Annotated in this window: 12 protein-coding genes and 1 pseudogene; 11 read left to right on the top strand and 2 right to left on the bottom strand. The window is 32.8% G+C overall.

All coding sequences use genetic code 11. The features are described 5' to 3' along the window. Positions 1-129 precede the first annotated feature (129 nt). Positions 130-324, bottom strand: a complete 195-nt coding sequence (locus tag NST14_RS28475; protein ID WP_341119457.1) for a hypothetical protein — start codon at positions 322-324, stop codon at positions 130-132. A gap of 600 nt (positions 325-924) precedes the next feature. Here NST14_RS28475 and NST14_RS28470 point away from each other — a divergent pair. The 6 genes from NST14_RS28470 (at position 925) to NST14_RS28445 (ending at position 8,350) form a co-directional block, all read left to right on the top strand. Beyond that, a complete protein-coding gene (locus NST14_RS28470; protein WP_000196818.1) occupies positions 925-1,935 on the top strand; it encodes a hypothetical protein in 1,011 nt (336 codons plus the stop codon). Positions 1,936-1,947: 12 nt separating this feature from the next. Further along, entirely contained in the window at positions 1,948-2,277 is a 330-nt protein-coding gene (locus NST14_RS28465; protein WP_000264764.1) for a hypothetical protein, read from the top strand. Between the two features lie 128 nt (positions 2,278-2,405). Continuing rightward, positions 2,406-4,139 carry a phosphoadenosine phosphosulfate reductase domain-containing protein gene (locus tag NST14_RS28460; RefSeq protein ID WP_341119455.1) on the top strand — a complete coding sequence of 578 codons (1,734 nt, stop codon included), beginning with the start codon at positions 2,406-2,408 and terminating at the stop codon, positions 4,137-4,139. 193 nt (positions 4,140-4,332) lie between these two features. Then, positions 4,333-6,615 carry a type IA DNA topoisomerase gene (locus NST14_RS28455; RefSeq protein ID WP_000280353.1) on the top strand — a complete coding sequence of 761 codons (2,283 nt, stop codon included), beginning with the start codon at positions 4,333-4,335 and terminating at the stop codon, positions 6,613-6,615. 44 nt (positions 6,616-6,659) lie between these two features. After that, positions 6,660-8,018, top strand: a complete 1,359-nt coding sequence (locus NST14_RS28450) for a VWA domain-containing protein (protein WP_000520403.1) — start codon at positions 6,660-6,662, stop codon at positions 8,016-8,018. Positions 8,019-8,071: 53 nt separating this feature from the next. Continuing rightward, entirely contained in the window at positions 8,072-8,350 is a 279-nt protein-coding gene (locus NST14_RS28445; protein ID WP_000648287.1) for an AbrB/MazE/SpoVT family DNA-binding domain-containing protein, read from the top strand. A 207-nt stretch (positions 8,351-8,557) separates the two neighbouring features. On the opposite strand, the gene NST14_RS28440 is transcribed toward NST14_RS28445, so the two are convergent. Continuing rightward, positions 8,558-9,088 (bottom strand): SMI1/KNR4 family protein, encoded by a 531-nt coding sequence (locus NST14_RS28440; protein WP_000609759.1) that lies wholly within the window; start codon positions 9,086-9,088, stop codon positions 8,558-8,560. Between the two features lie 813 nt (positions 9,089-9,901). On the opposite strand from NST14_RS28440, the gene NST14_RS28435 reads away from it, so the two are divergent. The 5 genes and pseudogenes from NST14_RS28435 (at position 9,902) to NST14_RS28415 (ending at position 14,325) form a co-directional block, all read left to right on the top strand. Continuing rightward, positions 9,902-10,720, top strand: coding sequence for a hypothetical protein (locus NST14_RS28435; protein WP_001228679.1), 819 nt, complete (start codon positions 9,902-9,904; stop codon positions 10,718-10,720). A 110-nt stretch (positions 10,721-10,830) separates the two neighbouring features. Continuing rightward, a pseudogene (locus tag NST14_RS28430) lies at positions 10,831-11,619 on the top strand (IS1595-like element ISBsp8 family transposase); the annotation flags it as partial. A gap of 70 nt (positions 11,620-11,689) precedes the next feature. Next, positions 11,690-12,166 carry a DUF5680 domain-containing protein gene (locus NST14_RS28425; RefSeq protein ID WP_000062333.1) on the top strand — a complete coding sequence of 159 codons (477 nt, stop codon included), beginning with the start codon at positions 11,690-11,692 and terminating at the stop codon, positions 12,164-12,166. A gap of 105 nt (positions 12,167-12,271) precedes the next feature. After that, a protein-coding gene (locus tag NST14_RS28420; RefSeq protein WP_085962607.1) for an IS3-like element ISBce15 family transposase occupies positions 12,272-13,632 on the top strand; the annotation gives its coding sequence in 2 pieces (ribosomal slippage) (positions 12,272-12,728 and positions 12,728-13,632; 1,362 coding nt in all). A 114-nt stretch (positions 13,633-13,746) separates the two neighbouring features. Then, positions 13,747-14,325 (top strand): hypothetical protein, encoded by a 579-nt coding sequence (locus NST14_RS28415; protein ID WP_155005265.1) that lies wholly within the window; start codon positions 13,747-13,749, stop codon positions 14,323-14,325. Positions 14,326-14,371 lie beyond the last annotated feature (46 nt).

Raw genomic sequence — 14,371 nt, 5'->3', positions numbered from 1 at the left:
ATTTAGCTGCAATAATGTATGAAAATAGAAATATAATATTGGTAAAAAGAAAAGACAACAGTAGAACGTTTCTATTGTCTTTTATATGTTTTTTATATGAAAAAGTTAAAATAAGTAAGTTCTACATTTCTATATAATATTTGATTTGGCACCTAATGTAGCAATAAAGGCAGCGATAGACATAAAAATTAAAATTGCTACAAGAAGACTAACTTGAAGACGTGTTTTGTCTTTAAAATAACACTGTACTATAAACGTGGAAATCCATAGTCCAATTGAAATGAGTAAACATACAAATAAGCCGAAAATAATTGGATAAAGCATCAGTTTAAACACTCCCTTTTTAATTTTATGAAATTAAATTTATAAGTAAAATCCCCACCTTTCTCGAAATATTAATAGACATTATAGTTATGAACATAGATTTTTTTAAGTGTGTTTTGAAATAAAGTCGTACCGTTTTGAAAAAAGATGAATTGTTTATAAAAAAGTCGCGACGTTTTGAAAAAAGTTCAACCGCTTTAAAGCATAAAGTTTATAAGGAATGTTGTTGTAGTAGGGTTTATAATGAATTTTAATCAAACTTTTTTATAAAAATTGTACATTCGTTCACAAAGATAATTCTATTTTTAATCAAACTATTTTCAAAATAAAAGGGCTTTTTCTATTACAAAATCAACGTTCGTGACACTTTATTTTTTTTTATGGACAATAATTTATAAAACTGGTGAAGTAATATAACAATGGCGTGTATACTTGTTTTTTATCTGAATTTTCGGTATTATTTACGTATTAATATTTTTATTTTGCTTAAACTAATACACAAGACCTTTCGGGTTATAAGAATTATTGTAAGCCTCTTACAATAGCACTTATTTCTTCGAAAGGTCTTTTTGTGTTAATAAAAATTAAGGAGTGGTAATGATGACAAGAATTATATCTTGGAATGAAGTAATGCAAAAGCAACATATCGTAGGGACAATACTGAAAAATGGATTAGTAAATAATAAGGTTAATCATGCGTATCTATTTAACGGGGAAGCAGGTACCTTAAAAAAAGAGACAGCTTTATTATTTATTAAAAGCCTATTTTGCCTAGAAAATACAGAGAGAATACCATGTAATGATTGCCGAAATTGTAATCGCATAAATAACAACATTCATCCTGACGTAGTTATTATTTCACCAGAAGAGGGTGGGAGTATTAAGAAGGAGCAAATTCAGCAATTACACAAGGAGATCTCATACACATCTACTGAACTCTCAAGAAAGATTTATCTTATTGATCGAGTTGAAATGCTAACAACTAGTGCTGCAAATAGTTTATTAAAATTTTTAGAAGAACCAGATGGAAATACAACGGCCATTCTTGTTACAGAAAATATACAAAAGGTTCTTGGTACGATTCAATCTAGATGCCAAATTTTAAACTTTCTAGATACACCTTTGGGAGAATACGAAGAAGAATTATCTGCAGCAAATCTTTCTCAGGATATAGTAAAGCTTTTAACTCGTATGACAAATAATATAGATAAGGCTATGTCACTAGCAAGAGATCAGTGGTTTATAGATCTACATTCGCAAGTAGCCTGCTTGATGAAGAATTTGATGGAACCTGCAGTCTATATAGAAATAATAAAGTTATTAAAATTAATAGATTCAAAAGAAAAAGAGCCAATTCTATTTAAATTTATAAACATATGGTTTAAGGATGTACTTTATGCTTTAACGAAAAAGAAGGGTTTTATATCTTTTCAAAGTCAAATCAATATTTTAGAGCTACATGCTGAAAAACTAGGTGTAAAAGGAATTGCTGATGCAATAGAACTTTTAGAAAAAGGTTATATAAGAAGACAAGCGAATGTTTCGTTAAATCTTGTTCTGCAAGAAATGTTCATTAAGTTGCAAAAAAATGTATATATGGTTGCTTTGTAAGGGGGGAATTCTATGTGGATAGAACAGTTAAAAAGGATAATGGAAAGAAACCCACATATGAAATCAGACGCTTCATACACGGCTCTAGGCTATTCTAAGAAAGGATTTGGGGCATGTGGACACTGGGAAACTTGTTCTTTAGGCAAAGGAGATTGCTATTTAGAACAGGTGGATCCTGAAGTACCATTGTATTGCGCTTGTTACCAGCGGAATCATGCAGATTGTAATACACAAAATGTCTTATCTAAATCATGTACCGAAGAATTATTAGAACCGGAAGAAAAAATTAGCAAAGAGATGAATTTGAATAATGACGAATCAGGACAGTTAACTTTATTTTAATCAGCTGCTTCATTAAAGACTATTCAGGCAATAAATAACATAAATTGAAAGGGGGCTAACCCTTTGTTGCAATATGCACAAGGGGGAGATCCCTTTGTGTTTTTTATTGTAATTTTGGGTAAGAAAAAATGAACAGAAACTCTTTAGATGAAATTAAAATAATAAAGCAAAGAATGAAAGAAGTTTATTTAAACTATAAGACTCACATGGTTGCAATGAGTGGAGGAAAAGATTCATCGCTTGTAATGCAATTGTTATGCGAAACATTAGAAGATATGGAACCAGAGGAACGTATTCACATCGTTCATATAATTTGTGCTGATACAGGTGTTGAGACACCAGAAATGACTGCATATCAATATAGATGTTTAGAACAAATTAAGAGATATGCGGCAGGTGAATTTCATAATAAGGGGAAAATGCCATTTGTGGTTCATATGGTGAAACCACAAATGAAAAGTAGATTTTTTTATAAATTACTAGGTCGCGGCACTTCTATTCCGTTAGGAAATGTAAGAAATAGATGGTGCACGAGCCATTTGAAACTTCTGCCCATGCAGAATAAATTGAAAGAAATTTTAAATGAAATTCCTATGGATATAGAAAACGACGAATTTGATGTTTTGCTTTATACCGGTGTAAGGAATGAAGAGAGTGCGCGTCGCAGAAGGAGTATTGCTGCAATTGAAGATGATGCAACATCATACTTTGCTGAACATCCGGATATGCCTAGAATAAAGTATTTCCATCCAATAAAGTTTTTAACATCTGATGAAGTATTTTTTGAGTTAATGGATAGAGGAACATTAAGTTATGGTATTGATGTAGAAGAAATGACAATTCAATATGGTGAAGAAATGCTTGAGTGTGGTATTAAAACGAGTGCAAATGATATTGGTTCTGCCTGTTCAATGAACGGTGCGAGAAGTGGTTGTTGGTTATGCGGAGTTGTATCTGAAGATAAGATGCTAAAACGATTGATTGCGGAAGGAAAAAACAGTTATCAATTCTTGTTAGACTGGAAAACACTTGTTGTTAAAATGCGTAATGATTGTAGATATCGTAGCATAAAACCAAGACCTGTGTACAATAAAATTTTAAAAAGTGATAACCTTAATAATAGTGAATTAGACATTTTTCAACTTTGTGATGAAGAATATCAAGATATGCATTACTACGAGATTTTTAATCGTGCTAGTGATGAAGGATATATACCTGGTGGAATATCTTTTGAAGGGCGTTATATATTACTTGAATATTTACTTTATGCACAAGAGAAATCACAATATACATTGATTGAGGAAGAAGAGATAGAAGCCATTCTAGATGCCTGGTACGAAACAGAAGGTATTCGCGTATCAAGAAATGAAATTGTCCCCAAAGACTTTAATTATGATGGGGAGTTAGTGCTCTTACCTGATATGAAAGTGAATAAGCAAAAAACAAGAAATACAAACCCTATTTTTTATGTGGATGTAGATTATCCTTTTGAAGAAGGAAAATTATTCTCCTTTTTAAAAGAAAGACAGCGTATAACAAGAAAAAGTTACTTTTGTTTCCCGTCTTGCTATGACAATAGTGATTTTAAAATCGTTTGGAATAAATTGAAATTTATAATATGTTCTTCGGATATAAGAACAATGGAAGAGGCACAGAAAGTTATATTTAATTGGTTAGGCTGGACTGAAGAACCTGGTACTATGAATAAAAAGTATTATAATCTAGGCATAAATCAGTTGTTGCTTAGTGCAATTCGTGAAGGAATTAGTACAAATCAAAGAAATAAACAAATCTTTAGTTGTCCCGTTGCAGATGTAAAGATACAAGAAGAGGAATGCGGTCAAATATCTCTGTTCATTTAGAAAACAACAATACTTTTTTATCATCGATAAACCAAATGTGTTTATCGATTTTTTTATTTTCTTAGATTTCTGGATAGAAAATCTCATAATCCATATGAGGGAGACTATTTCTATAAGCTGATATCAGTTGGGGTATTTATAGAAATAGTAACTGGATAGTAAAAGTCTATTATGCTTATAAGGAGGGTTAAGAGTGTATTTATGTTTGGCAGAAAAACCGGATGTAGCAAAGAAAATTGTAGCTGCTTTTCCAAAATATAAAAAACATGATTTATATTACGAGATAATGCCCTGCAATGAATTTCCTAATGGTGCATATGTAGCCTATTGTATGGGTCACCTTTTGACTTTTGATGAAGAAAAAATGGGGACTAACACTCCATGGAGTTTGTCAGGATTACCTATAATGCCTAAAAATTATATTTATAAACCAATTAAAGGAAGAGAAAAACATGTTAGAACAATAAAAAAACTGGCTAATGATCCTAAAGTTACAATGTTTATTAATTGTTGTGATTCAGCTAGAGAAGGTATGAAAATATTTACTGAAATAATAAAATACGTAACAAATAGAAACCTTCCAACAAAATGCTTGTGGATTTCTTCATTAACGCCAGCATCAATTAAAAAAGGAATGCAAGAATTAGTCCCTTATAAAACCAAAGAGAATTTATATCATAGTGCTTATGCGCGAGCAATAGCTGATTTCTTAGTAGGTATAAATTTATCAAGGTCTGTATCTTTAAGAATGCAATCAGAATTTGCAAGTAGGAATTCTGAAAATGGGGATTTAAGTGGTTTGAAAAGGGAAGTATTTTCGATTGGAAGGTGTCAATCTCCAACGCTACGTCTTGTTTACGATCGTATTAAACAAATAGAAGCACATGTACCAGAACCTTTTTGGACTTTATCTGGGACTTTTGAAGTGGACGGTAAAGAATATACAGGAAGATGGTTTAAAGAAGACAAGAATCGCTTTGATAGTGAAGAAGAAATAGAGGAACTTTCAATTCGATTAGTTGAAGAACCAGCTGTTATAAAGGAAGTAAAAAAGGAACGTAAGGCATTTAAGCCACCACAGTTTTTTGATTTAACCAGACTTCAATCTACTGCTAATAAATTATTTAAAATGGATCCTAAGGAAACTCTTCATCATGCAGAAAACTTGTATCTAGCTGGTTTGTTGTCCTATCCCCGCGCAGATAACCCGTATATTACGGCAGCTGAAGCGCCAATCCTTTCAGCGGTTTTAGAAAAGTTAAAGTATACCGAGTCATATTCTAAATATTTACCTGCTCCAATACGTAGTTCTGATTTGTCCTCGCGGTATATAAACGAGAAAAAGGTCTCAGATCATCACGGAATTATAGTATTAGACGTTCCTAAAGATTTTTCTAAATTAAATCCTGGTGAAAAAGCAATATATGACTTGGTAGTGAAACGAGTAATTGCCGCGCATCACGAAGATGCATTGTATGATTTTACTTCAATTATCACAGTTGTAGATGAAACAGAAACGTTTTTAACTAAAGGGAAACAAGAAGTGAGTTTGGGCTGGAAGATGTTATACCAGAAAGAACAAGTATCTGATGAGAAAGATGAGCAAGAAGAGGAAAATGAAGAAGTAGCCCATTTACCGGATGTAAAAGAAGGAGATAAAGGGACGATTGTTGATACAGAAATCAACAAGGGAATGACAAAGGCCCCTCCTTATTTAACACCTGGTACATTAGTTGAATTAATGGAAAATTGCGGTTCTCTTATGGAAGAAAAAGAAATGCAAAAAATCCTTAAAAAAACAAGTGGAATAGGTACAGTCGCTACGCGTGATGGTATTATCCATACACTATATGATCGTGGATATTTAGTTAATAAGAATAATAAAGTACTTTTATTAGAGAAGGGCCGGATGTTAATGGATGCACTTGGTGACAAGATGATTATGTGTTCACCAGAATTAACAGCAAAATGGGAAAATGTTTTAGAGGCAATCTCAGATGGCCGAATTGATTATAAGCAATTTATAGGTAAGGCTGAAAAATTAGTTATGAAGCTATTAAATGATATTGAACAAATCTCTAAATCTTGGAATTTAGATTCCTCAATAAAAAAAATTGAAGAGGCTAAAAGGAAAGAGGAGGAGAAGAAGTTACTAGGTTCATGTTTAAAGTGCGGTAGTCAAGTGGTTCTAAAAAAAGGATTTTATGGCTGCACAGCATATAGTACGACAGGCTGTGATTTTCAAATTAAGGAGAAGATATTAGGAAAGAAAATATCTAGTGCACAAGTGAAAAAACTATTAAAAGATGGGAAAACAAACACGATTAAAGGATTCAAGAAAGGGGAGGATCTTTTCGATGCTGTGTTGTCATATAACGTAGCAGCTAATAAGTTAGAGTTTAAAAAGCCTGAAATTAAAGAAAAGGTGGAAAAGAAGGAAAGAACCATTCAAATTTCAATTTTTAATCAACAGTAAAACATTGAATCTGTTTTCATTGCAGGAAGAAATGAGGTTTTAAAGTGGGGAAATCATTATTTAATGTGATTGGAATAACACTGGGGGTCTGTGTATTTATTACTGCGTGTTCAAAATTAGATACTACGTCTTCTAAATCTAATGAGCCAAAAAGTGAAGTAGTTGAAAAGGAAAGCAGCAAAAAAGAACTTGAAAAAGAAGATATCAAGACATATGAATCGTTATTTGCTACAAATGCCCCGTTAATGACACAAGAAGGTCCAGGTAAATATGCAAAGGAAAGGGCACTCTCATCAGACGAAATGAATGAACTTAATCAAGAATTGATAAAATTACCAAAGGATTTAAGTGCAGAACAAATATATGTACAATTACTAAATTTACAAGCGCAAAGTTATAAAGAAGCTGTAAGTAAACTGGAGAGAATTATCCCTGAATTAGCGATTAAAGAACAAAATAATGACAATGTACATTCTATAAAACCAAAAGAAAAATCCCTGAATGTGGAGATTTTACTTGATGCAAGCGGGAGTATGGCTGGTAAAGTTAATGGTCAAGTTAAAATGGAAGCAGCTAAGAAAGCCATTTACAACTATCTTGATAAGATTCCGGATAATGCAAATGTAATGTTAAGAGTTTATGGACATAAAGGAAGTAATAATGAAAATGATAAAAGTTTATCCTGTGGATCTTCGGAGGTAATGTATCCATTACAGCCTTATAAAAAGGAGCAATTTAATGCTGCGTTATCTAATTTTGGTCCGAAGGGGTGGACGCCGTTAGCATCCGCTATTGAGTCTGTAAATGATGATTTTAAAGAGTATACCGGTGAGGAAAACCTAAATGTAGTATATATTGTGAGTGATGGAGAAGAGACTTGTGGGGGAGATCCAGTCAATGCTGCCAAAAATCTCAACCAATCTAGTACTCATGCAGTTGTAAATATTATTGGATTTGATGTGAAAAATAGTGAACAACAGCAATTAAAGAATACAGCAGAAGCAGGAAAAGGGAATTATGCGACAGTAAGTAATGCTGACGAATTATATCAAACTCTTAATAAAGAGTATGAAAAACTATATAAAGAATGGGAAAATTGGAAGATTGATCAATACTTTAGTCTGAATACGCAGTGGGCAGATTTATTTATGAATATTAAAAAGGCTCATATGGAGATTAATGATGTAATTAATAAAGAGCATTATAACTTAAAGAATAATATTTCTTACTTAAGTGAGAAAGAAATTATTGATAATAATAAAAAGCTCAGTCTTGAAAAACTTATTAAACTTCGTTTTGATACATTAACTAGTTATTATAATGATAGAGAAAAAGAGTTAATAAATCTTATAACTGAAAATGAAAAGAAAATGAAACAACACTTGGAGCAATCTAAACCATAATGAAAAGGTGTTAGTATATAAATGATTTATAATTTATTAGGGGGAATATTATTATGAAAGCAACTGGAATTGTTCGAAAGGTTGATGAATTAGGAAGAGTTGTAATACCTAAAGAATTGAGAGATACACTAGGTATAGGGATTAAATCACCGTTAGAAATTTTTGTTGATAATGAAAATATAATTTTAAAAAGATACTCGCCATATAATGCTTGCCAAATCACTGGAGAGGTATCTGAAAAAAATATAACTTTAGCAGATGGCAAAATTACTTTAAGTCCTAATGGAGCTAAACATTTAGCTGAAGAACTAGAAAAATTTTTGGTGAAATAGGCTTAATATCCAAAACATTTCATTTGCAGCAAGTACAATCTGTAAAAATGGATGTTTACTAGGATAGAATGGTATTTAAAAAGATTGTGTGAATTTCTAATAATCAAGACCAAAAATGAATAGGCTTAGATAAATTAAAGGACATTACATATTTAATAAGTAATGTCCTTTCTTATGTATCTAAAGCACACACTACTTTAGGTACATTTATTCATAGTTCTCTTCTTTTAAACAAAGTTCGATGAATGCAAAAATATTCTTTGCCTCGATAGCACGCTTTCCCCAGTCATGGTAATAGTATAAAACCTGTCCTTTAAACCCAGCTTCAGAGGGATCTGTATCAATGCAAAGGTAATCTCCGCCACCATTTTCTGCAATTGGAATCCACTTAGAATTCCAAAGAGCTGGTTTAAGCTCTTTTTCAATATCTGGCTCTAAATCATCATCAGGGTCGAATTCTTCCTGTAAAAATTCCCAATTAGCTATAATTTCAGAAATGGGCGACAGAGTCAAATTTCTTACAAATGGATTCACCCTAGGTTCCCAAATTTGTCCGTTATACACTCTGTAAAAGCTCTTCATTTCTTCAGGGAGTGTAAGCCCCAGTGTATCCTCAATAAGTTGAAAATTTTCATCACTTGCACCTGGCTGAAGATTTAACGATTCTTTAAAGTTACTTTCAGAATTTGATCCTCTTTCGATAATACGTTGCCACAACCATTCAGCTTGATTTATCATGCTATTTATATGCCCCTTTTTGATGTTTGAATAATTAGTATTTTTATAATGTTCAAGGGTATTTTAACATATTTTATCCAATATATGTATAATTTGATTGAGTTATATCTGGATATTATTATTTTTATATAGGGATAATAAAGTTGTGTAATTTTTATGGTGATTACGCGGCAAATAAAATATAAAATAGAACTTTTAGGTTGAATTACTTAATTGGAATTGACTAAAAATACATGTAGTTTATTGAAAAAGTACTTACATTTCTTTAAACACTACAGAAACGACTTTAGTGTTATATTTTTGAGTGCAGTTATGTAACTTATATCGAAAATTAAACAACTATATTTTTAACCCCGTCCTAAATTTAGAACGGGGTTATGCTTATTTTAAGTTTTAAAATTTAATAGTTTTATAATACATTAAATAGAAAACAAATCTAATATATTATCTTTTTCTTCTGTATTCTTTCGCTTTGTTACAGAAAATCTCCACCCTTTTCGCGTTGCTACATCCTTGCGGAACTTTTTTCGGCTCGAGTTTTGGCGGCACCAAGCCGATACATCCAAAAGCAACTATTTAGGTTCATTGGCTTGAATTTGCTATTATACGAGCCAAACCGCTAGTGCATTTGAATCATAATTTCACTTACCACATGGATAGATACGTAATACGTGGGGTTTCGCCCCCCACACGACGAACCATCCTCTACTCCCAAAGTCAACGGAAGAGCGAAGTACAATGGAACGACTTCTCACAAGAGAGTCCCTTTTTCATCTTTAAAAATGGTAAAATGTAGTTTTAGGAGGGGGAAGAATGAGGAAACTAAAAATAACTGTTTTTATCTTATTACTGAGCATACCACTATTCCTATTAAATGGTTGCTTTACAGACACAAAACTATTTGAAAAACCAATAGGAGATTATTTGTCCGAAAACTACGGGATAAAGAATGGGGACTTTAAAATTCTTTCTGCTGATAGTGCGCTTGGAGTTTCTGATCATAACACTTACGTGGAAATAAAAAAACCATACTACACTGTTGCTTATTTTATTGTAAACAGTGACTCCCATTATGAAGTAGTTGAAAATGAAAGCGATGATGTTTTTCTAGAAATATTTAAAGGGGCTTATGTTGAACAGCATCCTGATGTTTTGAAACAATCCGATAAGATGATAAAAAAGTATAACTTATTAAGTGAATCTCCTACCGAATATGGCAAAGGAAAACAAAATTTCTATTACTATTTACATATAAATATAGATAAACAACAAGAAAAGGAATTAGTTGAAAATTTCAAACGTGATCAAAAAATAAACACTGACAACATAATGAAAACGTTAAAAGATAGTACATCTAGAGATCATGCCAATTATAAAGGAGTTATCAATTTTAGTTACTATTACAATACCTACAAAAACAGTGAAACTATTCCAAATGCTCAAGATATTATGGATGATTTCGAAAAGAGCCACGTGTTAACAGAGGGTATTTATAACATAGCAGTTAAGACCATCTATTCCAGCCCTAATAAAATAGGGGAAACAATGGATGATCGTCGTAATAATAATGTCATGTTTACCGTGGATGGACAAGGGAAATTCGAAATATTAAACACAACTGTAGATTCTTGATAAAATATGCCAATTGTTGTGTTTTAAAAAAGGGTCGACTTCCCACAAGGAAGAGGAGGCACTGAAAAAGTCCTCATGGTTTAAAAAGTGAAACCGACTTATGAACAGCTTGCTGTAAAACATTCAATGATTTAACTAACACTCCTATGCACGGCACACGTTACCCAAAATTCTGGGCAGAGTTCATTAAATTGATGTTTGAAGGGTTCTCTCTTCGTAAATGCGAACAAATATTAGGAATCAAATGGGTTACACTCTTTTATTGGCGACACAAAATATTAAATGCACTAAAAGAAATCGAGATTGAAGGGTTTGAAGGTATCGTTGAAGTGGACGAGACCTATTTCCTGTACTCTGAAAAGGGAAAGAAAGGTATCGTTGGTCGTAAAGCTCGTAAACGTGGTGGAGTATCAAAATATCGTGGCATTAGTCGTGAACAAGTTTGTATATTGGTAGCTCGTGACCGCAACAAACAAACGGTATCAAAAGTAACTTGTATGGGACGAATTGTGAAATTAAAAGTAGAAGAAACCATTGGACATTTATTAGATGTGGATACTATTCTTTGTACAGATGCTTGGAGAGCGTACATGACGTATGCAAAAGAAAAAGGCTTGGAACATTATCGTATTAATACATCAAAAACAGGTCATGTCATTAAAGGTATTTATCACATTCAAAATGTGAACGGTTATCACGCTCGTTTAAGTCATTGGATTGACCGATTTAAAGGTGTGGCGACAAAATACCTTGATAACTATTTGATATGGTTTCAATTTCTTGAAATGAAGGGGTTTGACGCAACAACAGCGAATATAAAAGAAGTGTTTGTGAGTATGAGTTTGTGTGAACAACACATGACGAATGAACAAATTCGTCTCTCACCTTTAACCATATAAATGGTTTTATAACTTGTAAAAAAAACCTTTTTTACAAGTTATCAGAATTGCATCGTAATGGAGGATTATTATGTCAATGAATCATGAATTGCTCGCCAAATTTCTAGTAGAAGCCAAAAGAAAGACATATGCATCCCAGGGAGATGATGCATCGGTTCAGCCTTTATTAAACGGTTCAAAACAACTTGAATACTCTAGTGGTAATTATTCTTATCGAGATATTTATTATGGTTCAGCTTTTTTTACCGGACAAGAAACAGTAGAGTTTGAGAATCGTCCAATTTGGTCAATGGTCTATTCAGGTGGTGTCACCATTCCAAACGCAGATTGGGATATCATGGGTCCAATTTATAGCTTCCTTCGCCAAGCATTAAGGTTAGTTGATACAAATTCTATCTATCGTGGTCCAAATTACTACGAGTCAGGTACATATATTTTCAAGAATGAGTATGAAGGAACTCTTGATTGTTTTCACGGTAAAGAAATCATTCTCATAGGTGATGAAAAGGTGTATGAATTGAGATACAACGGAGGAATAGTACGATAATTATTCTGATGAAACAACAAAAAGAGCCAAAGAAAAACCACCTAATAGCTGAACCGCACCCAATTTGTTAGACAAATAACTAACAATTGGAGGTGCGGTTTTATTATGTCTAGAAAATATAAATTCGAATTAAAAAGAAATGCCGTTGAACATTATTTAAATACAAATGATTCTTTTAAAGTGACTGCCCAAAAATATCAAGTCAGTACATCGTTATTAAAAGAGTGGGTGGCACGTACTAGAGAACAAGGAATAGAGTCCTTAAACTCTAAATGTACAAGGTATGACATTCAGTTTAAAATGGAAGTATTGAATTTTATGAACAATACAGGAGCTTCGCCCCTACAAGCGGCCGCTATGTTCAACGTTCCATCTCCTCGTACCGTTAGGAAGTGGCGATCAATGCTAGAATCGCAGGGGATAGATGCTCTTCGTAAAACAAGTAAGGGGTACTCCACTGTGAAGAAGAAACAGGCTATTGCACCTAAGAAAAAACAAAATATTAACTCTCAAAATGATTTACAAAAAGAAATTGAATACTTACGCATGGAAAATGCTTATTTAAAAAAGTTACATGCCTTAATTCAACAAAAACAACAATCTCTGAAAAAGACAAAGCACACATAATATATGAGTTAAGGCATGAATATAAAATTATCGACTTGATTAAAGCGGCTGAAATGGCTCGTAGTACATATTATTACTGGGTGAAACAAATGAGTCGTGAAGATAAATATAACGAGGTTAAAGAAAGTATTAAGCAGATTTTTCAGGAACACCAAGGGCGATATGGCTATAGGCGTATCACACTTGAATTACGTAATCAGGGCTATACCATTAACCACAAAACCGTCCTTCGCTTAATGAATCAATTAGGGTTAAAATCGTTGGTAAGAATCACTAAATACCGCTCTTATCGTGGGAAGGTTGGGAAGGTAGCGCCAAATGTCTTGAAGCGTGATTTCAAGGCCTCTAAGCCTAATGAAAAGTGGGTTACAGATGTTACTGAAGTTCATTTGTTTGGTGAAAAACTCTACCTATCTCCTATTCTAGACTTGTTTAATGGTGAGATTATTTCCTATAATATTGAGAAACGCCCTACATTCCTTCTAGTCGAAAGGATGTTAGATAAGGCTTTAAAATGCTTGGATAAAGAAGATACTCCTATCCTTCATTCAGATCAAGGTTGGCACTATCAAATGGATAGATATCAATATATTTTAAGAGAAAATAATATAACTCAAAGTATGTCCCGTAAGGGAAATTGCTTAGATAATGCAGTCATTGAAAATTTCTTTGGCTTATTAAAATCTGAATTACTTTATCTTAAAGATTTTGAAAGTATGGAACACTTTAGGGAAGAACTAGAGAATTATATTTATTATTACAATAATAAAAGGATTAAGGCAAAATTAAAAGGATTGCCTCCTGTAAAATACAGAATTCAATCCTTATTAGCTGCTTAAATATATGTCTAACTTTTCGGGTCCAGTTCATAGCTTGGGTGGTTTTTAGATATCGTTTATCAATAATTTACTTTAACAGAGCCTATAAATAAAGAAACGAAAGGGGATTATAATTTGCAAACATATACATGGAATCTTGGTGATGCATCACTTACATTTCAAAACGGTACTATAGTTCCATTTCAAAAGGGGGAGCTTGCTGCTACGACTCGTGACATGATGTATTTTTATTACGACGTTCTTTTACAAGTGCGTCAGGAAACACGTCGTATCTTGGTTCGTAAGCATCCAACAGCGCATTATATTGCGGACGCGATTCATGCAATGATCCATCACCCCACAAAGGCAGAGGGGTACTTGTTAGAAAACACAAGAAGTATTCCGGATTATATTCGTAAAGTCTGGTATCATCAAGTGGAAATTGCTGATTTATTCTGGCGAGATATGTTTATTCGACTTGAAAAATATCAGCATGAGGTAAAGAAATCATATGAAGAAACAGTAACAGAAACTACAGAATATAAAATAACCATTGGTACCATTCCAACTGATTCAGAATCCAATAGTAATTTTGTTTGGTATATTAATGGGGTAACGCAGGAGAAATTACAAGAACTTGCAACAGTCGTTCAGAATTTTACTGCGGATACCATCCATCTATACAATCATGGTGTAGAAAAAGAAGTAAGATAACATAAGAATAGAGGGGAAGTTTTGATTATACTTTTTCAAAACTTCT

Origin of the sequence: Bacillus sp. FSL W8-0519 (genome assembly GCF_038005585.1) — a bacterium.
In the GTDB taxonomy this organism is placed as follows: Bacteria; Bacillota; Bacilli; order Bacillales; family Bacillaceae_G; genus Bacillus_A; species Bacillus_A paranthracis.
This window is presented reverse-complemented; position numbering and strand designations above follow the sequence as displayed.